The organism is Aeromonas sp. Y293-4 (assembly GCF_027705905.1).
Classification (GTDB): Bacteria; Pseudomonadota; Gammaproteobacteria; order Enterobacterales; family Aeromonadaceae; genus Aeromonas; species Aeromonas veronii.
Window position 1 is genome coordinate 161,978 of record NZ_JAPDCI010000005.1, and the last position, 23,548, is coordinate 185,525.

Here is a 23,548-nt window from a genome sequence, read left to right on the forward strand (position 1 = left end):
GTCTCATCATCGGAGTGCAAGCGTGAAGCAAACCCAACGACATCTGGAGATCCTGGACGTCCTGACGCGGCAGGGATTTGTCTCGACCGACGATCTGGTGACCCACTTTGACGTCAGCCCCCAGACCATTCGCCGGGATCTGAACGATCTCGCCGAACAGAACAAGATCCGGCGCCATCACGGCGGTGCCTCCCTGCATTCGAGTACCGTCAATACCGCCTACAGCGCCCGTAAAGTGATGCAACTCAAGGAGAAAGAGCGCATCGCCCGCGAGGTAGCGGCCAATATTCCCGACGGCTCATCGCTCTTTATCGACATAGGCACCACCACCGAAGCCATTGCCCGCGCCCTGCTCGATCACCGCGAGCTGCGCATCGTCACCAACAACCTCAACGTGGCCAGCATTCTGACGGCCAAGGATGACTTCACCGTCATCATTGCCGGCGGCGAGATCCGCAACCGCGATGGCGGCATCGTGGGGGAGGCGACCCGCGACTTCATCGGTCAGTTTCGCATGGACTATGGCGTCATCGGGATTTCGGGGATCGACAACGACGGCTCCCTGCTCGATTTCGACTATCACGAGGTGAAGATCGCCCAGGCCATCATCGCCCACTCCCGTCAGGTGTTCCTGGCCGCCGACCACACCAAGTTTGGTCGCAATGCCATGGTCAATCTGGGCAATCTCAGCCAGATCCACGCCCTCTTTACCGATCAGGAGCCACCGGAAAAGCTGGCGCGATTGATGGCGCAACACCAGATCGCCTGCCACATCTGCTGACGGCGAAACACGCCAAGGCTGTGCCGGTCGCCCGTCAGGGCGGCCTCCTTTATCTTTCTCTCCCCCAGTCCCGCACTCATCTCACCCCTTTATGGGTATTGCCAAAACCACTATTCAATCAGGTTTTTTTGGCTATTAACCCGCCGGTTTTAGCCCGACGCCATTCGGTCACTTGCCGTATCACTTTTGCCACCTCTGGCGGGCTGTGGCGATCACACTTTCGCCATAAAATGTTCGTTTGTTGTATTTTCATGTTCTAAAATGAGCGAAATCAAACATTGCTGTTATGGCAATCATAAAAATGAAAGTAGGTGAACATGAGCGAACATTATGATCTGGTCGTCGTCGGTGGCGGCATCAACGGGGTCGGCATCGCAGCCGATGCGGCAGGACGGGGTCTGAAGGTTGCCCTGTTTGAGGCGCAAGATCTCGCCTCTGCCACCTCGTCCAACTCCAGCAAGCTGATCCACGGCGGTTTGCGCTATCTCGAACATTACGAATTCCGGCTGGTGAAAGAGGCGTTGGCGGAGCGTGAGGTGCTGCTCGGTATGGCGCCCCACATCGCCCGTCCCATGCGTTTTCGCCTGCCGCACCGCCCGCACCTGCGTCCGGCCTGGATGATCCGCGCCGGTCTGTTCCTCTATGACAATCTGGCCAAGCGCGACAAGCTCAAGGGGAGCTGTGGTGTGCGCTTCCTCCCGCAAGATGGCTTGACCGCAGGGATCAATAAGGGGTTTGAATACTCGGATGCCTGGGTCGACGATGCCCGGCTGGTTGTGCTTAACGCCATGATGGCCCGTGACAAGGGGGCCGATGTGCAGACCCGCACTCGCTGCATCAAGGCGGTGCGCGGATCCAAACACTGGACGCTCACTTTGGAGCGGGAAGGGGGTGAGCAGTTCACCGTCACCTGCCGTGGTCTGGTCAATGCGGCGGGCCCCTGGGTCAAGACCTTCTATGACGAGAGCCTGCACGAGAAATCCCCCCGCGGCATTCGCCTTATTAAAGGCAGCCACATGATAGTGCCGCGCATCCATGAGCGCGAAGAGGCCTATATTCTGCAAAACGAAGACAACCGTATCGTCTTCGTCATCCCTTATCAGCAGGACTACTCCCTTATCGGCACCACGGATGTGGAGCATCACGGCAGCCCGCGGGAAGCGAAGATCAGCGAGGCCGAAATTACCTACCTGTGCAAGGTGGTCAACGCCCACTTCACTCGCCAAATTGCGCCGAAAGATGTGATCTGGACTTACGCCGGGGTGCGCCCGCTCTGTGACGACGAGTCAGATTCACCGCAGGCGGTGACCCGCGACTACACCCTCGAACTGTCTGGCGAGTCTGACGGTGCGCCGCTCTTGTCGGTGTTTGGCGGCAAGCTCACTACTTACCGCAAGCTGGCGCAGGCCGCCTGCAACAAGCTCAAGCCCTGGTTTCGCCAGATGGGGGATGACTGGACGGCGACCAGCCGTCTGCCCGGCGGCGAGTTTGACTGCTCGGTACGCGAGCTGGCCCGCGCTTTTGCACTGGAGTTTGACTGGCTTGATGATCGTAGCGCCCTGCGCATTGCCGAAGCCTATGGCGCCCATGCCCGTCTCTGGCTGAAAGAGGATCGCGGCATTCACTTCGGTGGTGGCCTCTACGAGTCGGAAGTGCGCTATCTCATCGAGCGGGAGTGGGCCTGTTCACTGGATGATATCCTCTGGCGCCGCAGCAAGCTGGGGCTGCGCCTGAACGACTCAGAGCAGCAGATGCTGCAGATCTGGCTCGACCAATACCATCAGGCTCTGCGCAAGGCGAGCTGATGCGTGACGGTGGGCAGTGCGCTGCTGCCCACCGCTTTCCACCGTAAATGTGCAACAAACCTCTGATAGAACAATTACCTACACACAATAATAAAGAGCATCACATATGAAAAAACTCGCCGTTTCCCTCATCGCCTTGAGCCTTGGGGCATCCCTCTCATTACCCGTGTTGGCTGCCGATGAAGGCAAGGTGGTGATCGCCCACCGTGGCGCTTCCGGCTACCTGCCCGAGCATACCCTGGAGTCCAAGGCGCTGGCTTATGGCATGGGGGCCGACTATCTGGAGCAGGATCTGGTGATGACCAAGGATGACCAGCTGGTGGTGATGCACGATCACTTCCTCGATGGTATCACCGATGTGGCGGCTCGCTTCCCCGGCCGTGCCCGTCCGGACGGCCGTTATTATGTGGTGGATTTCACTCTGGACGAGGTGCGCTCCCTGCGTATGACCGAACCGTTCCAGCTGGTGGATGGCAAGCAGGTGTCGGTCTATCCGGCCCGCTTCCCGCTCTGGAAGTCAGACTTCAAGATCCACACCTTCCAGGAGGAGATCGAGATGATCCAGGGGCTCAACAAGAGCACCGGCAAGAACATCGGCATCTACCCGGAGATCAAGGCGCCCTGGCTGTTCCGTCACGAAGGCAAGGATATCTCCAAGGTGGTGCTGAAGGTGCTCAAGGAGTACGGCTACACCGGGAAGGATGACAAGGTCTATCTGCAGTGCTTCGATGCCGATGAACTCAAGCGCATCAACAGCGAGCTGATGCCCGCCATGGGTATGGATCTGAAACTGGTGCAGCTGATGGCCGAGACCGACTGGAACGAGACCATGGTCTACGACGCCAAGGGCAAGGCGACCCCCTACAACTATGACTGGATGTTCAAGCCGGGGGCGATGAAAACCATCGCCAGCTATGCCGAAGGGATTGGCCCGTGGAAGCCGATGATCGTCACCGAGCCGGGCACTTTGGGCAAACCGGTCTTCACCGGCATGGTAAAAGAAGCCCATGCGGCGGGCCTGAAAGTTCACCCCTATACCTTCCGTCAGGATGAGGGGCAGATCCCGGCCTATGCCAAGGACTTCACCGATCTCCTTAACATCTTCCTCTATCAGGCCGATGTGGATGGGGTGTTCAGCGACTTCCCCGACAAGGCGGTGGCCGTCATCAAGGCCCATCAAGAGGCGGCCAAATAGCACTCTGGCGCCATTTGAATGCAAAGCGAGGCCAATTGGCCTCGCTTTTTGTTTCAGGTTCCCGCAACGGGAGTGTGCGCCCTGTCAGAAAATAGCCAGATCACGTCATGGTGTGCCGGATCTGCATCATTTTACGCAGTTTTTACGTAGCAGATCGCTGGCATGAAATCGGCAGAGCGGTTAGTCTAGCGGCGTTGAACCAACCCCATGAGGTACAGATGAAAACCGTATTGCGTTTTAGCCTGCTGGGCGCCTTGTTGCTGGGTGGCCATGCCTTCGCCGCCGAGCCGAAAAAATTTGATATCAGCATGTTCCCAGCCGCTGACGTGAATCAGGAACGTGTGGTGATCCGCCTGCCTGAAGTCGAGAAAGAAGCCGACATGATGGTCGAGCTGCAGGTCGGCAAAAAGATGATGGTTGATTGCAACGTACCGCGTTTTGCAGGCAACCTGGAACAGCACAGCGTCAAAGGCTGGGGCTACAACTACCTGAAACTGGGCAAAGTCTCCGACCCCATCAGCACCCTGATGATGTGCCCGGATAACCAGCAGAAAGAGACCTTCGTCCAGATCTACGGTCAGGGCTTCTTCGTGAACTACAACTCAAAACTGCCGTTCGTGATCTACGTGCCGCAGGAGTATGAAGTGCGCTACCGTCTGTGGCGTGCCGACAACCTGGCCCAACCGGCCATGATTGAGTAAGCATGTTTGAACCAAAGGTTCAGCTGGTTCACCTGATGTGATAAATAAAGCGCCGTATGGCGCTTTATTTTTGCCTGCACAGTCCAGAAAGTGACGTGCAAATTGGCTGCACGTTTACATAAGTTTATTATTTATCAACGTTTTTTGTGTGTTATGCCACAAAATCGGCGTCAGCTATGGGGCAAAGTGACTTCGATAAAAGATATTTATTAACATAGTGAGAAAATTGATTTTGCACTCGGCGATGGCCTGATGATACTTGCCCGCAAAGGTCAAACTAACCAGAAAAAAGAGCACTATGAGCTTCGAATCAGACAAGCGTTTCAACGACTTCAAACATTTTCCCCGTGGCCTGCGTCGCAGTGGCGAATTCACTGTGGCCGAAGCGGACAGTCTGGAAAAGTATGGCACCGCCATGCTGGCACTCTACCAGGGCAACCTTGCACCCCGTGACGATGTCGAGTCCGCCTTCGTCGAGCAGGTCAAATCCGGCGAAGCCGGCGCCAACCCCCATGCCAAGGTGTGGTTCAAGTACCTCAAGGTGATCGGTCCCAAGCGCGTTCATCGCCTCTGCACCGTCGTCGGCGGCGCCAGCGAAGAGAGCAGCGGTGGCGGCAGCTTTGATGTCGGTGGTGGCAGCGGTGGTGGCAGTGACGAGTCCATCGATTAATGGATACCGAGCTGCTTCGGACCTTTATCGAGGTGAGCAAGACCCGGCATTTTGGCCGGGCTGCTGAAAATCTCTACCTGACCCAGTCGGCGGTGAGTTTCCGGATCCGCCAGCTAGAGCAGCAACTGGGTGTCAGTCTGTTTGCCCGTCATCGCAACAATATCCGTCTGACCGCCTCCGGTGAGCGTCTGCTGCCCTACGCAGACGCCATCTTGCACACCCTTGGTCGCGCCAAGCAGGATGTGGCGCTCTCGCCAGGATTCAGCCAGCAGTTGGCTATCGGCGCGCCCGCGGTGTTCTGGGAGCTCGATTTCAACGACTGGCTCAATCACATCTATGCACTGGCGCCCGGTTTGGCGGTGCGGCTGGAAACAGCCTCCCGCGAGCATCTCTGCCGCCAGTTGCTGGAGCGCTCCCTCGATCTGGCCCTGCTCTCCGAGCCCACCAAGATCGACGAGATTGCCCTGCATCCCATCGGTGAGCTGGTGTTCGAGCTGGTGAGCCGGGATCCGGCCGCCAATGCCGACAACCTGATGCAGATGCCGCACATCCACCTCGACTGGGGCACCAGCTTCGAGCCGCAACCCAGCCGGTTGCAGAGCCTGCAAAAGACCCCGGTGCTGCACTCCAGCTCCGCCAGCATGGCGTTGCAGTTCGTGCTGGCCAACGGTGGTGCTGCCTACCTGCCACGGCGGATGGTCAGCCCCTTCCTCGAGAAGGGGGCGCTCCATCTGGTGGAGGGGGGCCAGCCGCTGAGCCGTCCGCTCTATCTCGCCTATCTGGAGAAATCAGATCGCCGGGAGCTGATCGATCAGCTGCTGACCCTGCCACTGGGTTGGCACGATGCCGAGCTGCGCCTCAACGTCGAATAAGCGTCGAGTGTTATCCAAGGAAGAGCCCACCCCACGGTGGGCTCTTCTGTTTGGGGAAAATTGCAGGGAGCGAGGTCACGTAATTGGCGCGGAAGGCTTGGCGTCATCGGCCTGTAACGGTACCTTTTCAGGCTGTTTATCCGATTGAGCACTGACAGGGATGGATTGTAATTGATCGACTTTAGTCACCCCGAATGGCGGGCACTGGCGCAGCAGTTGCTGAGCCACTCACCAGTGGTGATCCGTGGCCGCCAGTGGCAACCGCTGGTGGGCTTGCTCAAGGATAACCAGCTGCTGCTCGCCCACGGCAGCCACAGCTATGAGCTCACCCCGGCCGGGCGGCGCTATCTCACCCGCGAGCTGATGCTGGCCGAGATCGCCACCGCTCCCCCCGAGCCAGAGGAGTGGTTGCATGGTCAGGGCTGGCAATTGGGGGAGCTGGTCAACGAACGGGTGCTGGCGGCGCTCTATCGCAAGAGCGAGGTGAACTTCACCCCCAACGAGCAGATCGATTTCGAGGACAAGGGGATCCGGCTCTGCGCCGATCAGCTGTTGCGCTTGCGCGCCGCCCAGCCGTTCAGCCTCTTTTTCAGCGGCGGTACCCTGATCGACGCAGCCCCCTGGTTGCTGGCGCTGGGGGAGGTGGCGCTGCCCGAACGCACCCTGGCGGGTCTTGGCAAGATCCTGTGGGGGGAGGGGAGTATCGAGCGGGTGATCACCACAGATAGCGTCGGCGCCTTTGCCGAGATGCCCCTTGATGCTGGTACCTTGCTGGTGTGGGCTCCCCCATCGGCTCCTCTCGCCTTGCAGCAGGTGGTGGCCGCCTTGCCCCCCAATGTGCTGTGGAGTCATCTCACCGCCCTCGACCCTGCAGGGGTGGATCGGCTGCAGGCGCTGGCCCAGCGCTTGGGTCGTCCGGCCAGCTGGTGGCTGCCCCGTGATCTGGCTCCCATCCTCAGCGCGTATGCCCAACCTTTGACTGAGGCCCGGCCCTGGGAACCGAGCCGGATCCCCAAGCCATTGTTAGCAGTTTGTAGCGGTTTGGTTGAGTCCAATGGTGGCTTATCGGCCGAGGTGTGCGCACTGGCGCCAGCGTGGCATGCCGTTGGTTGAAATTGGCCTGAAAGCGAGCCAAAAAGCGGTTTTCCCCCATTGAACGCGGTGATATAAAGAGTTGACGAAGCGCTCGCCAGATGAGCGCTTTTGTTTATCAAGCCGCTTTGCCACCCAACGAACTCAACGGAATACAGGGAATACCATGTTTGAAAAGGTTGTTGCCGCCCCAGCGGATCCGATCCTGGGCCTGACCGAAGCCTTCCGCGCTGACTCTCGCAGCCACAAGATCAATCTGGGCGTAGGGATCTACAAGGACGAGTCCGGTGCCACCCCCATTCTTCACTGCGTCAAGAAAGCCGAGCAGAAGCTGCTGACCGACGAGAAGACCAAGAACTACCTCGGTATTGAAGGCAATATCGAATATGGCCGCATCGTGCAGCAACTGCTGTTCGGGCAGCACTCTGCGCTGGTTGCCAGCGGTCGCGCCAAGACCGCGCAAGCGCCGGGCGGTACCGGTGCCCTGCGTATCGCGGCCGAATTCGTGGTGCGCAACGGTCTGGCCAAGACCATCTGGATCTCCGATCCCACCTGGGCCAACCACGTCAGCGTATTCCAGGCCGCGGGCCTGACCGTCAAGTGGTACAAGTACTACGACGCCGCCACCAAGGGGCTCGACTTTGCCGCCATGCAGGCCTCGCTGGCCGAAGTGCAGCCGGGTGAGCTGGTGCTGCTGCACGGTTGCTGCCACAACCCGACCGGTATCGACCCCACTAGCGATCAGTGGCGAGCGCTGGCCAAGCAGAGTGCGGCCGCCGGCTGGTTGCCGCTGTTTGACTTTGCCTATCAGGGTTTTGCCCGTGGTATCGAAGAGGATGCCGAAGGTCTGCGCATCTTCGCCGAGTGCCATGACGAGCTGCTGGTGGCGAGTTCTTTCTCCAAGAACTTCGGCCTCTATAACGAGCGGGTCGGCGCCTTCACGCTGGTCAGCGCAACCAAGGAGATCGCCGATGTGGCCTTCACTCAGGTCAAGACCGTGATCCGTGCCAACTACTCCAACCCGCCGTCACACGGTGCCGCTGTGGTCACCGCCGTGGTGAGCGATCCGGCTCTCTATGCCGAGTGGGTCGAAGAAGTGGCCGCTATGCGGGTGCGTATTCGCGAGATGCGCGAACTGCTGGTAGAGAAGTTGGCTGCCCTCGGCGTGAGCCAGGATTTCAGCTTTATCCGCGAGCAGAACGGCATGTTCTCCTTCTCCGGTCTCACCAAGGATCAGGTGGAGCGCCTCAAGAGCGAATTTGCCATCTACATCGTCGGCTCCGGCCGGATCAGCGTAGCCGGTATTACCCGCGCCAATATCGATCCTCTGTGCGAGGCGATCGCCAAGGTGCTGTAATCGCATCGCCTTGTGCTCTGGCACTATGCCATGAAAAAGCCCGTCACCTTGGTGACGGGCTTTTTTGATCGCCAACGGCTGATCGCCAAACAAGGGTAAGGGCGACTCAGTGGTGGCGGGCACCTTGCCACAGCTTGCGCAGTTGCAACAGCAGAGCGGTCAGGGCGCCGCCGCTCAGGGCGGTGAGTACCGCCAGCAGCAGGCTGCCGAGCAGGAAGGGAGGTACCAGAGTGGCCGCTTCCTGCTCCAGCCAGTGGAGGGTCCAGCTGAGGTGGAAAGGCTCCGGCGTCTGGTGCAGTACCAGACAACCGGTGCGATAGGCGTAGAGATACATGAATGGCAGGGTCAGCGGATTGTTGAACCAGACCGCCAGCAGTGCCAGCGGCAGGTTGAGGCTGAATGCCAGCGCCAGACCGACAGCGATGAGCGAGTGCATCGGGATGGGGAACCAGCAGGCGAAGATCCCGGCCGCCACCGCGCCACTCAGGGCGCGGGTGCCCCCTTGCCAGAGGGCTGGGGCAAGCAGTCGCTCACCAAACAGGGCAAACCACTTCTGCTGGCGCAGGGTATCGGGATCGAGCTTGAAGCGGGCAAACCAGCGACTCAGCATGGGCGGGCCATCTTGCGTTTTTGCCACTGGCGCACCGTGCTGATCCGCCAGAAGGTGCGGATCAGGGTGTAACCGATAAGGGAGCTGAGCAGGGCCAGGATCAGCGAGCCCAGCAACAGCGGCGGTGCCACTGTGCCCAGTACCGAGACCAGCCACTCCCAGGTGAATTCAATCTCGATCTGCTGCGCCGAATGTCCCAGCAACTGGCAACCTACCAGATAGGCGCCATAGAGCAGGGGCGGCATGGTAAAGGGGTTGGAGAGCCAGACCAGCGCCACCGAGAGCGGCAGATTGACCCGGCACAGGATGGCGCCACCGGCAGCCAGCAGCATCTGGCAGGGGAGCGGCACCCAGGCCATGAAGAGGCCCACCGCAAATGCCCCGGCAGCCGAGCGGCGGTTGAGGTGCCAGAGGTTGGCATCGAGCAGCAGTTTGCCGAACAGTCGCAGGTGCTTGTGTTCTTTCAGGGTTTGCTGATCGGGCATCCAGCGTTTAATGAGTCGTTTGGGCATATTGAAACCTTGCTAAATACTTGCTCCATGGATCTGCGTCTGTTGTCGTTTGCCCTGGGGGCAAGCTCCTCACTGCTCTGGCCATGGTTACCTTCACTCGCATGGGGGGGCCTGTTGCTGTCCCTGCTGATCCCCCTTGCATATTGCCGTGCCTGGCGGTGGCTGTTTCTCCTGCTCGGCATCCTTTGGATGCAGGCCAATCTTGCCTATCGGCTGGCCTGGCTGGAGCGGTTGGGCGATCAGACGAGCCACATGATAACCGCACAGCTGCAAAGTGCAGAGCCCGAGGGGGATAAATTTGTCCGGCTGCTGCTGCGGGTGAGCACCCTCGACGAGCAACCGGTGACACCTGAGCCCCTGATCCGGGTCAATGCCTATCAGGCATTACCCGCCATGACGGTAGGCAGCCGGATCACCCTGGTGACCTCGTTGAAACCGGCTCACGGTCTGGCCAACGAGGCGGGGCTGGATGGGCGGCGTCTGCTGCTGGGCAAGGGGATCACCGCCACTGGCAATCTGCGTCGGGTGATAGATATTCAACAGGCACCTGCGGGTTGGCGTGAACGCTGGTTGGGGGCCGCGACCGAGAGTTGGCGTCCGCTTGACCATGCCCCCTTGCTGGCGGCGCTCACTTTTGGCGAGCAGAGCGGCATCACGGATGCCCAGTGGGAGCTGTTTCGCGGTAGCGGCCTGACCCATATCATCGCCATTTCAGGGCAGCACATTGCGCTGGTGGCGGTGCTCGGGTGGTGGCTGGGCAGGTTGTTTGGCCTGCGTGGCGCCATCATCACCTCCCTGCTGTTTGCCGCCGTCTACAGCGCGTTGGCTGGGTTTGCGGTGGCGACCGAGCGGGCTTTGATCATGGTGCTGGTGTGGAGTGTGCTGCGCTGGAGCCGGCGGGAGTGGCCGGCCTGGCGCATCTGGCTGTGGGCCTTTGTTGTGCTGACCCTATGGGATCCCTTCGCACTCTATTCGGCCGGCTTCTGGCTTTCGTTTCTGGCGGTGGCCATCCTGCTGCTGGTGGGATATGTCCACGACAAGCCGGGGCTCTGGCATATCCAGCTCTGGCTGTTGCTCGGTCTGCTGCCGCTGCAACTGGCATTGTTCGAGGGGATAGCGCCGCTCGCCATGGTGATCAACCTGTTGGCGGTGCCGCTCTTTTGTATCGCTATCATTCCGCTGGCCCTGATCGGTGTGCTGCTTGCGCCGCTTTCCACCTCGCTTGCCTATGTCCTGTTCTGGCTGGCGGATCTGGGGCTCGGGTGGGTGTTGACGATCCTGAACTGGCTTTCCGATCAACTGCAACTGTGGTGGCCACTGCCTGGCTGGTGGCTGCCGCTTTGCACCCTGCTGTTGCTGCTCTGGTTCGCCGCACAGTGGCGCCCGGCACGCTGGCTGTTGCTACCGGGTCTGTGTGCGCTGTTGTTGGCACTCTGGCCAACACCTGCCCGCTGGCAACTGCGGGTGCTGGATGTGGGGCAGGGGCTGGCGGTGCTGATCAGCAAGGGGGAGCGTGCCATCCTCTATGACACCGGCGATCGCTATCCCGGAGGCTACAACATGGCGGATGCGGTGATCCTGCCCCAGCTGAGCCATCTGGGGATCCGGCTCATCGATCGCCTCATCATCAGCCACAAGGATCGGGACCATGCCGGCAATCGCAAGCGACTGCTCAGCGCCATGCCGGTGCGCCACGAACTCTCCTCTTACCCCTTCAGTGAGGGAACAACGCTCTGCCAGCGTGGGCAACAGTGGCGCTGGCAGGGGCTCTCGTTTGTGGTGCTCTGGCCCGAATACCCAGGCGGTGGGCGTAACAACGATGGCTGCGTGGTACGCATCAGCGATGGCGAGCGCAGCATATTGCTGAGCGCCGATATCGAACGGCAGGCCGAACAACGACTGGTGGCGCTGGAGGGGGAGGGGTTGGCCAGCACCTTGCTGGTGAGCCCCCATCATGGCAGTCGCACCTCTTCCACGCCCCCTTTTGTTGCGGCGGTAGCGGCAAAGGAGGTGATCCACAGCGCCGGCTTTATGAATCAGTGGGGCTTTCCTCGTCCCGATGTAGTGGCCCGCTATCGGGATGCCCGCCAGTGGATCACCGGTCAGCAAGGGGCGATGCTGGTCGAACCCACCGCAGCGGGCTTGAGCGTCACCGCCGAGCGAGATGTGGGGCCCTGGTACCGGCGCAGTGGCGACTGGTGGCGACCGCGAGTGTGGTTTGAGCAATAATCGGCCATTTCTGCCGTGTAGGAATGCGATATAGGTGGCGGCGCTTGGTGTAAGCCTGCGCTTTGGCTAGAATAGCCCGTCATTTCCATTACTAACGGCTATTCATGCAACAAGAAACCTCACAAGAGAGCTGGCCAGTATTCAAACGCCTGCTCGGTTATGTCCGTGATCGCAAGCTGGGCCTGGTCGGTGGCATCATCGGGATGCTGGGCTACGCCGCCGTGGATACCACCTTTGTCTACTCCATCAAGCCGCTGATCGATCAGGGCATCAATGGCAACGACAGCACCGTTCTGAAATGGATGCCCTTCTTCGTCCTCGGCATCGTGGCCCTGCGCGGTGTCGCCAACTTTCTCTCCAACTACTGCATGGCCTGGGTTGGCAACCACGTCGTGATGCGTCTGCAACAGCAGGTGTTCAATCACATGGTGGCGATGCCGATGAGCTTCTTCGACCGTCAGAACACCGGTCATTTGCTCTCCAAGGTGACCTATGACGCCAGTCAGGTCTCCTCGGCGGCGAGCACCACGCTGGTGACCCTGGTGCGGGAAGGGGCGACCGTGGTCGGCCTGCTCGGCCTGATGTTCTGGCACTCCTGGCAGCTGTCGGTGATCTTTTTGGTGGTTGGCCCGCTGGTGGGGGTCATCATCGGCCTTATCAGCCGTCGTTTCCGCCAGATCAGCCGTCACATCCAGCAGGCGGTGGGGGATATCACCACCTCCACCGAGCAGATGCTCAAAGGGCACAAAGAGGTGCTGATGTTTGGTGGCCAGAAGGTGGAAGAGAAACGCTTCTTCCAGGTCAGCAACAACATGCGCCAGCAGACCATGAAAATGGTCGCCGCCGATGCCATCGGCAGCCCGGTAGTGCAGATGGTAGCCTCCATCGCGCTGGCGGCCTTCCTCTACGTCGCGACCATTGACAGCGTCAAGTCAACTCTGACTGCCGGTACGTTTACCGTCATGATCACCTCCATGATGATGCTGCTCAAGCCGCTGAAAAGCCTGACCGACGTCAACAACCAGTTCCAGCGTGCCATAACCGCCTGCCACAGCCTGTTTGGCCTGCTCGACACCGAGCCGGAGCAGGATACCGGCACCCGCACTCTGGAGCGTGCGCGCGGCGAGATCGAGTTTCGCAACGTCACCTTCACCTACCCGACCAAGGACACCCCGGCGCTGCACAACGTCAGCTTCAAGGTGGAGGCGGGTAAATCGGTGGCGCTGGTGGGCCGTTCCGGCTCCGGCAAGAGTACCATTGCCAGCCTGCTGACCCGCTTCTACGACATCGATCAGGGCGAGATCCTGCTGGACGGTATCAACATCCGCGAATACAAGTTGAGCGAGCTGCGCAAGCAGTACGCGCTGGTCTCCCAGCATGTTCACCTGTTCAACGACTCGGTGGCCAACAACATCGCCTACGCCGCTGAAGACAAATACAGCCGCGACCAGATCGTGCAGGCCGCCCGTATCGCTCACGCCGACGAGTTTGTCAGCAAGATGAGCAACGGGTATGACACTGTGGTTGGCGAAAACGGTGCATCCCTCTCCGGTGGTCAGCGCCAGCGTGTGGCCATCGCCCGCGCTCTGCTGCGCGATGCGCCGGTTCTGCTGCTGGATGAGGCCACCTCGGCCCTCGATACCGAGTCCGAGCGCCACATTCAGGCGGCTATCGACGAGCTTTGCAAGGCCCGTACCTCGCTGGTGATCGCCCACCGTCTCTCTACCATCGAGAAGGCAGACGAGATCCTGGTGATCGACGAAGGTCATATCGTCGAGCGCGGGAACCACGAAGCATTGATGGAGCAGCGCGGTACCTATGCCCAGCTGCGCGCCATTCAGTTTGGCAACGCGGGAAGCAAGGCCTGATGCTGGAACGGCTCTGGTATGCAAAGAGTGGCTGGCGCTGGTTGCTGGCCCCCTTTGCCCTGCTGTTTGCCATCATCAGCGGCAGCCGCCGCTATGCCTATCGTCACGGTTGGCGCAAGGGGTATCGCGCCTCCTTGCCGGTGATCGTGGTGGGCAATATTTCGGTCGGGGGCAACGGCAAGACGCCGGTGGTGGTCTGGCTGGTGGAGCAGTTGCAAGCCCGTGGCTATCGACCCGGGGTGGTGAGCCGTGGTTATGGTGGCAAGGCGCCCCATTATCCCTATCGTCTGGATGAGACCAGCACCACGGCGCAAGCCGGAGATGAGCCGGTGCTGATTGCCCGGCGCTGCGGCTGTCCGGTGGTGGTTGCCCCGAAACGGGCCGACGCGGTACGACTGCTGGAGCAGAGCGGTGAGGTGGATATCATCATCACCGACGACGGCCTGCAGCACTATGCGCTGGCCCGCGACATCGAGCTGGTGGTGGTGGACGGCGCGCGCCGTTTCGGCAACGCCTGCTTGCTGCCGATGGGGCCGCTGCGCGAGCCGATCACTCGTCTCAAACGGGTGGACGCCATCATCTGCAACGGCGGCGAGCCGGGCAAGGGGGAGTACCCCATGCAACTGGTCGCCGACACCCCGCGCCGGGTGCGCGACGATGCACCACTTGCCGCCCCCTTGTCGGGGCCGGTTGATGCGCTGGCGGGGATTGGCCATCCACCCCGCTTCTTTGCCACCCTGGAAGGGCTCGGCTATCAGCTGGATCAGCAGGCCGCCTACGGCGATCATCACCCCTTCGATCGGGATGAGCTGGTGGGCCGCTTTGCCAGCAAGCCGCTGCTGATGACCGAGAAGGATGCGGTCAAGTGCCGCGCGTTTGCCCTCGATAACTGGTGGTATCTGCCGGTCAGTGCCGAGTTGCCTGCTTCTCTGCTCGACACCCTGCTGCACAAGCTGGGGGCGAAGGCAAAGGGCGCGACCAGGGCGCAAGATTAATCTCTCTCGCCTCGGCGGGGGAGCAGGGGGGGAATATGCCCCGCATGGAATATCTGGTTGCTCGACATCCATCGCTGGCGTGATGAAGCCGCCAGCGCGACATCGTTGAAGGAGTATCGTTTTGGCTTTGGACATCAAGTTGCTCGACATCATCGCCTGCCCGGTCTGCAAGGGTAAGCTGCATTACAACAAAGCAGTTCATGAGCTGGTCTGCCGCTTTGACAAGCTGGCCTATCCGCTGGAGGAGGGGATCCCGGTACTGCTGGAGAACCGTGCCCGTCCGCTCAACAGCGATGAGCTGCCGTCATGAGTTTCGTCGTCGTCATTCCTGCCCGCTATGCGTCAACTCGTCTGCCGGGCAAGCCGCTGGCGGATATCCATGGTAAACCCATGGTGCAGCACGTGGTGGAGAAAGCTCTGCAATCCGGTGCCGATCGGGTGATCGTTGCCACCGATGACGAGCGGGTGCAGCAGGCACTGCAGAGCACCGGCGTCGAGGTGTGCATGACCTCACCGGATCACCAGTCCGGCACCGAGCGTCTGGCCGAGGTGTGCCGTCACTACGGCTTTGCCGCCGATACCATCATCGTCAATGTGCAGGGGGATGAGCCGCTCATTCCGCCCGCCATCATTCGTCAGGTAGCGGATAATCTGGCCGCCGCCACGGCGCCGATGGCGACCTTGTCGGTGCCGATCAAGGATGCCGAGGAGGCGTTCAACCCGAACGCAGTGAAAGTGGTGACTGACAAGGATGGCTACGCCCTCTACTTCAGCCGCGCCAGCATTCCCTGGGATAGGGATCGCTTTGCTGCCAGTGACCGCATTGCTGGGAGCCACGAGCAGATTGGTGACCACTACCAGCGCCATATCGGCATCTACGCTTATCGCGCCGGCTTTATCCAGCGTTACGTAGACTGGGCACCGAGCGTGCTGGAGCAGGTCGAGGCGCTGGAGCAGCTGCGGGTGCTCTGGTACGGGGAGAAGATCCACGTCGCCCAGGCCCTTGAAGCGCCGCCGGTCGGGGTGGATACCCAGGCCGATCTGGAGAAGGTGCGCGCCTTTTTGGCCAAGTGATGGCCACAGCACTAACGTCATGAAAAACGGTGTCGCAAGGCACCGTTTTTTGTTTTGAAAATTTATATAATTATTTGATTTTAAACGCTAAACATGGGTTTTCTCAAACTTTTGGCGTGCATGGTTTGCCAAAGCGACGAGTTTGGTTATGATGCAAGACGCCCTGTTAACCCTAACCGGGCGGCTAAAACGAGATAAAACGGGGTGTTTGGGTGATAAATGTATTCCTGGTCGATGATCATGAGCTGGTGCGTACAGGGATAAGACGCATTCTTGAAGATGTGCGCGGGATCAAGGTGGTGGGTGAGGCACAGAGCGGCGAGACAGCAGTTACGTTCTGTCGCCAACACCATCCGGACGTGATCCTGATGGACATGAACATGCCGGGTATTGGTGGTCTGGAAGCGACCCGCAAAATTCTGCGGATCCGCCCCGATGTGCGCATCATAGTGCTGACCATTCATTCAGAAAATCCGTTCCCCACCAAGGTGATGCAGGCCGGCGCCGCCGGTTACCTGACCAAGGGGGCTGCCCCTGACGAGATGATCCAGGCGATCCGGTTGGTGCACTCCGGTCAGCGCTACATCTCCCCGGAGATTGCCCAGCAGATGGCCCTCAGCCAATTTGCCTCCGCTGACGAGAATCCCTTCAAGTCCCTCTCCGAGCGCGAGCTGCAGATCATGATGATGATCACCAAGGGGCAGAAGGTGACCGATATCTCCGAGCAGCTCAACCTGAGCCCGAAGACGGTCAACAGCTACCGCTATCGTCTGTTCAGCAAGCTGGGGATCAACGGTGACGTGGAACTGACCCATCTGGCCATTCGCTATGGCATGCTGGATGCCGATACCCTCTAATCGGGTAGCGTGTGGTCACAAAGGCGGCGCGTGCCGCCTTTTTGCTTTTCTGCCCTTTTGCTTTTCAGGCGGCGGGGGCAGTATGCTCTGCCCGTCAATTTTTGCCTTTGTGTGAGCCGAGTAGCTGATGACCCTCTCTCCCGAACCTCTCTTCGACAGCAAGGCGTTTCTGAGCGCCGTCACCCATCAGAGCGGCGTCTACCGCATGTATGACAGCGGTGGCACCGTGATCTATGTGGGCAAGGCCAAGGATCTGAAAAAGCGGCTCGCCTCCTACTTTCGCACCAACGTCGACAGCATCAAGACCCGCACCCTGGTGCGACAGATCGCCGATATCCAGGTCACCGTCACCCACACCGAGACCGAGGCGCTGATCCTCGAGCACAATCTCATCAAGCAGTACCAGCCCCGTTATAACGTGCTGCTGCGGGACGACAAATCCTACCCCTGGATCATCATCACCGCGCACCAGCATCCGCGTATCGGCGTCCATCGCGGCGCCCGCAAGGTGAAGGGGGAGTACTTCGGCCCGTACCCCTCTGGCGGCGCGGTGCGCGAGAGCTTGCACCTGATGCAGAAAATATTTCCGGTACGCCAGTGCGAGGATGCGGTCTATGCCAACCGCACCCGTCCCTGTCTGCTCTATCAGCTCAAGCGTTGCGCTGGCCCTTGCGTGGCCGGATTGGTGAGCGAGGCCGAATATGCCCAGCAGGTGGAGCTGTCCAAGCTGTTTCTGGCGGGCAAGAACCAGCAGGTGATTGGCGAGCTGGTGGGCAAGATGGAGTCCGCTAGCGGCGATCTGCGCTTTGAAGAGGCAGCCCGCTATCGGGATCAGATCCTGGCGCTGCGCCGGGTCACCGAACAGCAGTCGGTGAGCGGCAACGTGCTGGACGAGCTGGATGTGGTGGGGGTGGCCTTCCAGCAAGGTGCTGCCTGTATTCACGTGTTATTTATCCGTCAGGGCAAGGTGCTCGGTTCGCGCAGCTACTTCCCGAAAGTGCCGGCCGATACCCCGCTTGACGAGGTGGTGCAATCCTTCCTGCTGCAGTTCTATCTGTCGGGGCAGGGGGGGCGGCAGATCCCGAGCGAGGTGCTGCTCGATGTGGCCCTCGAGGACGAAAGCGTCATCGCCGAGACCCTGAGCCAGACCGCCGGCTACAAGGTGCGGGTGGTGAGCCGTACCCGCGCCGAGCGGGCCCGCTTTATCAAGCTCGCCTCCATCAACGCCGAGACGGCGCTGCGCTCGCGGCTGGCTCACAAGAGCACCATCACCGCCCGCTACGACCAGCTGGAAGAGCTGCTGGAGCTGGAGCGCCCCATTGCCCGCATGGAGTGTTTCGATATCTCCCACACCATGGGGGAGCGCACCGTGGCCTCTTGTGTGGTGTTCAACCGGGAGGGGCCGCTCTCATCGGAATATCGTCGTTTCAACATCGACGGTATCACTGGTGGTGATGACTACGCGGCGATGGAGCAGGCGCTGGAGCGCCGCTTTGGCAAGCAGCAGGAGCCGGACAAGGTGCCTGATGTGCTGTTTATTGATGGTGGCCTCGGCCAGTTGCGCCGCGCCGAAGAGATCCTGGCCCGTCAGCTGGAGTTTCTCGGGGGCAAATATCCGCTGCTGGTGGGGATTGCCAAGGGGGTCACCCGCAAGGCGGGGTTGGAAACTCTCATCATGGGGGAGAGCCACGAAGAGCTGCATTTGCCGGCAGATATGCCCGCTTTGCACCTTATTCAGCATATTCGCGATGAATCCCACCGTTTTGCCATTACTGGCCACCGTGCCAGACGGGCCAAGGCCCGCACCAGCAGCAGTCTGGAGGATATTCCGGGGGTGGGGCCAAAGCGGCGGCAGGTGCTGCTCAAATATCTGGGCGGCCTGCAGGAGGTCAAAAAGGCGAGCGTGGATGAACTGGCCAAGGTACCCGGCATCAGTCAGGAGCTGGCCCAGACCATCCACGATGGCTTGCACAGCGCCTGAGCAGGGTTAGCAGCATGGTAAAATCGCTAACTCCTTGATGCACAAGAGCCGTGACGCGGGGGGGCCGTAAATGCCATAATGGCTCTCGCATTTTGAGAAGATTGATGGATTAAAAAGACCAAGACGGGCGCCAGTGCGGTTGCATAGCAATTCGGCTTTGGCGCACTATGTAGCGACGTACAAGAAGTGGCTGAAAATAATGACAAACATACCTAACCTGTTGACGTTTTTCCGGATTTTGCTCATTCCCGTCTTCGTCATCCTGTTCTATCTGCCTTATCAATGGTCCTATCTGGCTGCCGCCATCATCTTTATTCTGGCCGCTGCCACCGACTGGTTTGATGGCTATCTGGCTCGCAAGCTCAATCAGTCCACCGCCTTTGGCGCCTTCCTTGACCCCGTTGCCGACAAGATCATGGTTGCCGCTGCACTGGTGGTCATTGTCGAACACTACAACACCATCTGGGTGACCATCCCCGCCATGACCATGATTGGCCGCGAGATCATCATCTCCGCCCTGCGCGAATGGATGGCCGAGCTCGGCAAACGCTCCTCGGTGGCGGTCAGCTGGATTGGCAAGTGGAAGACCATGATCCAGATGGTGTCGCTCACCGGTCTTATCTGGCAATACAACGTCTGGATGGTGTGGCTCGCCTATGTGATGCTCTATGTCGCCACCGTGCTCACCTTCTGGTCGATGTTCCAGTACATGAAGGCGGCCTGGGGCGATTTGACCCACCACGCCAACCTGTGAGTCACTTGCGCCGCAAGGTGAGGTTTCCGCTGATTTGAGGCAGGAAACGGCCAAAGGCGCTAAAACTGTTCAAAAAGGGCAAAAAATGCCCGAACGATCAGGTAATTAAATATTTCTGGTTGACTGGGCGAGGAACATCGCTAGAATGCGTCCTCGTAGTCAGGCAGTCAGCCAGACCAATGCGGGAATAGCTCAGTTGGTAGAGCACGACCTTGCCAAGGTCGGGGTCGCGAGTTCGAGTCTCGTTTCCCGCTCCAAATTCAGACAATAGAGAGCAAACTCTCTTTTGCATGGCGCGTTAGCAAAGCGGTTATGCAGCGGATTGCAAATCCGTTTAGTCCGGTTCGACTCCGGAACGTGCCTCCATATTGACAAGCCCGCCACGCGAGCTTGATACCGATTGCGGTGCCCGAGTGGTGAAATCGGTAGACACAAGGGATTTAAAATCCCTCGCTTTTCGAGGCGTGCCGGTTCGATTCCGGCCTCGGGCACCATTAGTTAATATCACATAGTATCACCACATATCTGAAACCCGCATGGCCCAAGGCTTTGCGGGTTTTTTGTTATATCTTGTCGTATCATGTCTAGTCACAACATACCCCCAGCTTTGGGGGTACATCTGGGGGTATTGGTTCTGATAGGGGTAAAAAGTACCCCCAATTGTGCCTAACCCGTGCCCTGTCTGGGCTGCGGCTCGGCACCATTAAAATCAAAGAGTTACGAAAGGCCACTAGAAATAGTGGCCTTTTTATTTTGCCTAAATGGCGACAAAGTGGCGACAGCGCTTTTTTAAGCGGTTCACCCTTCCTGTAATGTTGAGCAACAGGATCTTCTTGTATGATGCCGCTCTGCCTGACGGCGCACTTCATGCGGCGACTTTCCCTGGCCATGTTTCGGTGTGCTGTCAGACAGAAATGAGAATGGCCTCACATTGTGGGGCCATTCTCGGATCCAGTTATCACTCCTGCGTTTCTTCTAGCTGCACGTCGATATTCTTCTTCTGGGTTGCATCGCCGTTGGTGAACGATGTTATCGTCTGGTCGTTTTGGACCATGCACACCTGTATTCCGCAGCGTAGTCTACAGACCAAGGCATAAGCCTGTAATCAGAACCGGTACTCGATATGGAGGGTATGGCTGTCCAGCCCCGGGTTCTTGTCATACATATAGGCGTTGGACATGTGCTCATACTGATAGCCGATCAGCCAATTCTTGGTGATGGCGTAGCCGAGGCCGATACCCAGAGCGAACTGGAAGGGGCCGCCGTAATCCTTGTAGCCGTGGCCGCGAGTCCCAAATTGGTACTGATCGAGCCAGACCATTTCGCCGGGGAGCCAGGTCACCCAGTTACCCCATTGGCATTCGATACGGGCGCCGCCCCCCAGTCTGGCGGTCTCTTCATCTTCTACCTTGAGCGTTCCGGCACGTACCCCCACCCCAAATTGACAGCTTGAGTCTTCCCAGCGCCAGAACATGTGGTGGAACTTGGCGTCGGCGATGTTGATGTCGAGCTTTTCATTGCTGAAGGCCTTGCCAAGCTGCAGTACCACGATATTGTCATTCGCCATTGCAGACGGACTGGCGAGCAGTGCTGTCAGCAGGCCGATCCTTGATAGAGTGTTAGCGTCCATGCCCCCTCCCGATCCTTGTTGTCATCGTGGTGATCCTGTTGATCACCCTTCAGGCATAGTCAATCGACGCGCTCCCTGTCAATGCATGGTCACTCGGTAAAAAAATTAAATATTTATGAAAAATCAACTATCTGCATGGCCTGATGTGATTTGGCGGGCGTGGCAATGGGGAGATGAAAAAGCCCTTCACCATGGTGAAGGGCTTTTTGCTATCTGACGTTACCCGCTCGGGTTGGCGTGCAGGCTTAGTAGCCCTGCTGGTGCACGTCCATCACGGCGCGACCGGAGGGGTCGGCCATCTCCTTGAACTTGGCATCCCACTCCAGCGCGGTAGGAGTGGAGCAGGCGACCGACTTGCCGTAGGGCACGGTGCGGGCGGCGGCTTCCAGCGGGAAGTGCTCGTCGAAGATGGCGCGGTAGAAGTAGGCCTCCTTGGTGAGCGGGGTGTTGATGGGGAAGCGGAATGCGGCCGCCTCGAACATCTGATCCGTCACTTCCTGTTCCACCATGGCTTTCAGGCTGTCGATCCACGAATAACCTACGCCGTCGGAGAACTGCTCCTTCTGGCGCCATGCCACTTCGTGGGGCAGCAGATCTTCGAACGCTTCGCGCAGGATATGCTTCTCGATCTTGCCATGGCCGCACATCTTGTCGGCGGGCTGCAGGCGCATCGCCACGTCCATGAACTCCTTGTCGAGGAAGGGCACGCGACCCTCCACCCCCCAGGCGGCCATCGACTTGTTGGCACGCAGGCAGTCATAGAGATGTAAAGAGGCGAGCTTGCGCACGTTCTCTTCGTGGAACTCGCGAGCGTTGGGCGCCTTGTGGAAGTAGAGGTAGCCACCAAACAGCTCGTCGGAGCCTTCGCCGGAGAGCACCATCTTGATCCCCATCGCCTTGATGTAACGAGCCATCAGGTACATGGGCGTGGAGGCTCGGATGGTGGTGACGTCATAGGTCTCGAGGTGATAGATGACGTCGCGCAGGGCATCCAGACCCTCCTGCACGGTGAAGTGGATCTGGTGGTGGATGGTGCCCAGATGGTCAGCCACCTTGCGGGCGGCGGCGAGATCCGGCGACCCTTCCAGCCCGACGGCGAAGGAGTGCAGTTGCGGCCACCAGGCTTCGCTCTTGCCATCGTCCTCGATGCGGCGCGCCGCATAGAGTTTGGTAATGGCGGAGATAACGGAGGAGTCCAGCCCGCCGGAGAGCAGCACGCCATAGGGCACGTCACACATCAGCTGGCGCTTGACCGCGGCTTCCAGCGCGGCTTTCAGCTCGGCCTTGTCGCTGACGTTGTGCTCGACCGCGGCGTACTCCATCCAGTCGCGCTTGTACCACTGTTTGAGCTCGCCATCCTTGCTCCACAGATAGTGTCCCGGCGGGAAGGTCTCGACGCTCTTGCAGACCGGTACCAGCGCCTTCATCTCGGAGGCGACATAGAAATTGCCGTGCTCGTCGCGGCCGGTATAGAGGGGGATGATCCCCATGTGGTCGCGACCAATCAGGTAGGCATCCTGTTCGGCGTCATAAAGAATGAAGGCAAAGATGCCGTTGAGATCGTCGAGAAACGCCGGGCCTTTCTCCTTGTAGAGGGCAAGCAGCACTTCACAGTCAGATTTGGTCTGGAACTGGAAGTCGACCTTGAGGCTCTTCTCCAGCTCTTTGTGGTTGTAAATCTCGCCGTTGACCGCCAGCACATGGGTGCGCTCGGGGTTGTAGAGCGGCTGGGCGCCATTGCCCGGGTCGACGATGGCCAGACGCTCGTGCACCAGAATGGCTTTGTCTGAGCTATAGACGCCGGACCAGTCAGGCCCGCGGTGACGCAGTCGCTTGGACATCTCCAGCGCCGATTTGCGCAGGGCTACTGCATCGGACTTGATATCCAGAATGCCGAAAATTGAACACATTGGCGGTAATCCTCTTGATTTTTATATGAGCCCCCCACGTTTGGGCTCGAAATTCCATTTACATTCCTCGTCAGACACAATGCCTAGCGGAAAAACCTTTTGCAAGCGGGAAAACCGCAGAAAATCATGCCGTAAGCGTCAAGCGGATCAACAAGATAAGGATTGCTAAAACGGGGCAGGCTGACGTGAACGTCAAGCCGAGGCGGGTTCGAAGATGACGTAGACCTTGCGACAGGGGGTAAGGGTTTCCCACTCTCCGACAAAACCGGCGGGAATGACGAATTGATCGCCGGGTTTGAGGGCCAGCTGGCCGCCCTGACTGTCGTGGATCACCACATCCCCCTCCAGCAGCTGGCAATACTCGTGCTCGGTGTAGTGGATGGCCCAGCGGCCGGGCTCGCAGCTCCAGAAGCCCACGTGAAACTGCTGGCTGGGGTCGGAGTAGTGGTTCCACACCATCTGACTCGGGTTGCCCGCTTTAATGCGCTCGGGGGCAGGCATCAGCGGGGTAGGGGCCGCCTCGTGGCGATCGAGCAAAATCCAGTCGTTAAGGGTCTTCATGGTGCCTCCTTGGCTTCGGCAGATAGGAACGCGGGGCTATCCCGGCCCCACGTTTGTTCGTTTTATTAAACGAGCTTATGCATAACTTAAACGA

General features: G+C 59.4%; 21 protein-coding genes and 3 tRNA genes. 19 read left to right on the top strand and 5 right to left on the bottom strand.

All coding sequences use genetic code 11. The features are described 5' to 3' along the window. The first annotated feature begins 22 nt into the window (after positions 1-22). The 8 genes from OKC31_RS08000 (at position 23) to OKC31_RS08035 (ending at position 8,473) form a co-directional block, all read left to right on the top strand. Positions 23-781 (top strand): DeoR/GlpR family transcriptional regulator, encoded by a 759-nt coding sequence (locus OKC31_RS08000; protein WP_005337538.1) that lies wholly within the window; start codon positions 23-25, stop codon positions 779-781. A 317-nt stretch (positions 782-1,098) separates the two neighbouring features. After that, on the top strand, positions 1,099-2,586 hold the full coding sequence (glpD, locus tag OKC31_RS08005) for a glycerol-3-phosphate dehydrogenase (RefSeq protein WP_270656700.1): 1,488 nt from the start codon (positions 1,099-1,101) through the stop codon (positions 2,584-2,586). Positions 2,587-2,692: 106 nt separating this feature from the next. Beyond that, positions 2,693-3,781: a glycerophosphodiester phosphodiesterase gene (gene glpQ, locus OKC31_RS08010; RefSeq protein ID WP_270656701.1), complete on the top strand. Its 1,089-nt coding sequence runs from the start codon at positions 2,693-2,695 to the stop codon at positions 3,779-3,781. 218 nt (positions 3,782-3,999) lie between these two features. Next, positions 4,000-4,482, top strand: a complete 483-nt coding sequence (gene eco / locus OKC31_RS08015) for a serine protease inhibitor ecotin (RefSeq protein WP_005337529.1) — start codon at positions 4,000-4,002, stop codon at positions 4,480-4,482. Between the two features lie 298 nt (positions 4,483-4,780). Then, positions 4,781-5,152 (top strand): DUF413 domain-containing protein, encoded by a 372-nt coding sequence (locus OKC31_RS08020; RefSeq protein ID WP_005350885.1) that lies wholly within the window; start codon positions 4,781-4,783, stop codon positions 5,150-5,152. Beyond that, a complete protein-coding gene (hdfR, locus tag OKC31_RS08025) occupies positions 5,152-6,024 on the top strand; it encodes an HTH-type transcriptional regulator HdfR (protein WP_005337525.1) in 873 nt (290 codons plus the stop codon). Before OKC31_RS08020 ends, hdfR begins: the two co-directional genes overlap by 1 nt. Positions 6,025-6,195: 171 nt before the next feature. Further along, entirely contained in the window at positions 6,196-7,137 is a 942-nt protein-coding gene (locus OKC31_RS08030) for a hypothetical protein (RefSeq protein WP_270656703.1), read from the top strand. 145 nt (positions 7,138-7,282) lie between these two features. Beyond that, entirely contained in the window at positions 7,283-8,473 is a 1,191-nt protein-coding gene (locus OKC31_RS08035; RefSeq protein ID WP_005350888.1) for an amino acid aminotransferase, read from the top strand. A gap of 106 nt (positions 8,474-8,579) precedes the next feature. Here the strand turns inward: OKC31_RS08035 and OKC31_RS08040 are convergent, their stop codons facing one another. Together OKC31_RS08040 and OKC31_RS08045 are read right to left on the bottom strand one after the other, a co-directional pair. Next, positions 8,580-9,083: a DUF2062 domain-containing protein gene (locus OKC31_RS08040; protein WP_042081972.1), complete on the bottom strand. Its 504-nt coding sequence runs from the start codon at positions 9,081-9,083 to the stop codon at positions 8,580-8,582. After that, a complete protein-coding gene (locus OKC31_RS08045) occupies positions 9,077-9,595 on the bottom strand; it encodes a DUF2062 domain-containing protein (protein WP_005350890.1) in 519 nt (172 codons plus the stop codon). The genes OKC31_RS08040 and OKC31_RS08045 overlap by 7 nt, the downstream gene beginning before the upstream one ends. 27 nt (positions 9,596-9,622) lie before the next feature. Here OKC31_RS08045 and OKC31_RS08050 point away from each other — a divergent pair, with 27 nt between their 5' ends. The 11 genes from OKC31_RS08050 (at position 9,623) to OKC31_RS08100 (ending at position 19,847) form a co-directional block, all read left to right on the top strand. Continuing rightward, on the top strand, positions 9,623-11,824 hold the full coding sequence (locus tag OKC31_RS08050) for a DNA internalization-related competence protein ComEC/Rec2 (RefSeq protein ID WP_270656705.1): 2,202 nt from the start codon (positions 9,623-9,625) through the stop codon (positions 11,822-11,824). A 104-nt stretch (positions 11,825-11,928) separates the two neighbouring features. After that, positions 11,929-13,692 carry a lipid A ABC transporter ATP-binding protein/permease MsbA gene (msbA, locus tag OKC31_RS08055; protein ID WP_005359702.1) on the top strand — a complete coding sequence of 588 codons (1,764 nt, stop codon included), beginning with the start codon at positions 11,929-11,931 and terminating at the stop codon, positions 13,690-13,692. Then, positions 13,692-14,687 carry a tetraacyldisaccharide 4'-kinase gene (gene lpxK / locus OKC31_RS08060; protein WP_236367080.1) on the top strand — a complete coding sequence of 332 codons (996 nt, stop codon included), beginning with the start codon at positions 13,692-13,694 and terminating at the stop codon, positions 14,685-14,687. The genes msbA and lpxK overlap by 1 nt, the downstream gene beginning before the upstream one ends. 121 nt (positions 14,688-14,808) lie before the next feature. Then, positions 14,809-14,997, top strand: a complete 189-nt coding sequence (locus OKC31_RS08065) for a Trm112 family protein (protein ID WP_005347033.1) — start codon at positions 14,809-14,811, stop codon at positions 14,995-14,997. Next, positions 14,994-15,761 carry a 3-deoxy-manno-octulosonate cytidylyltransferase gene (gene kdsB / locus OKC31_RS08070; protein ID WP_236367081.1) on the top strand — a complete coding sequence of 256 codons (768 nt, stop codon included), beginning with the start codon at positions 14,994-14,996 and terminating at the stop codon, positions 15,759-15,761. Before OKC31_RS08065 ends, kdsB begins: the two co-directional genes overlap by 4 nt. Before the next feature lie 212 nt (positions 15,762-15,973). Beyond that, positions 15,974-16,618 carry a UvrY/SirA/GacA family response regulator transcription factor gene (uvrY, locus tag OKC31_RS08075; RefSeq protein WP_005337448.1) on the top strand — a complete coding sequence of 215 codons (645 nt, stop codon included), beginning with the start codon at positions 15,974-15,976 and terminating at the stop codon, positions 16,616-16,618. Positions 16,619-16,745: 127 nt separating this feature from the next. Further along, positions 16,746-18,599, top strand: coding sequence for an excinuclease ABC subunit UvrC (uvrC, locus tag OKC31_RS08080; RefSeq protein WP_270656706.1), 1,854 nt, complete (start codon positions 16,746-16,748; stop codon positions 18,597-18,599). 199 nt (positions 18,600-18,798) lie between these two features. Continuing rightward, complete coding sequence (gene pgsA / locus OKC31_RS08085) at positions 18,799-19,353, top strand: CDP-diacylglycerol--glycerol-3-phosphate 3-phosphatidyltransferase (protein WP_031227442.1); 555 nt, start codon at positions 18,799-18,801, stop codon at positions 19,351-19,353. Positions 19,354-19,534: 181 nt separating this feature from the next. Next, a tRNA-Gly gene (locus OKC31_RS08090) sits at positions 19,535-19,610 on the top strand. Between the two features lie 35 nt (positions 19,611-19,645). Further along, positions 19,646-19,719 (top strand) — tRNA-Cys (locus tag OKC31_RS08095). A 41-nt stretch (positions 19,720-19,760) separates the two neighbouring features. Further along, positions 19,761-19,847 (top strand) — tRNA-Leu (locus tag OKC31_RS08100). Between the two features lie 611 nt (positions 19,848-20,458). On the opposite strand, the gene OKC31_RS08105 is transcribed toward OKC31_RS08100, so the two are convergent. The 3 genes from OKC31_RS08105 to OKC31_RS08115 form a co-directional block, all read right to left on the bottom strand. After that, positions 20,459-20,983, bottom strand: coding sequence for an acyloxyacyl hydrolase (locus tag OKC31_RS08105; protein ID WP_167569946.1), 525 nt, complete (start codon positions 20,981-20,983; stop codon positions 20,459-20,461). Between the two features lie 245 nt (positions 20,984-21,228). After that, positions 21,229-22,893, bottom strand: a complete 1,665-nt coding sequence (gene asnB / locus OKC31_RS08110; protein WP_270656707.1) for an asparagine synthase B — start codon at positions 22,891-22,893, stop codon at positions 21,229-21,231. A 192-nt stretch (positions 22,894-23,085) separates the two neighbouring features. After that, a complete protein-coding gene (locus OKC31_RS08115; protein WP_270656708.1) occupies positions 23,086-23,454 on the bottom strand; it encodes a cupin domain-containing protein in 369 nt (122 codons plus the stop codon). Positions 23,455-23,548 lie beyond the last annotated feature (94 nt).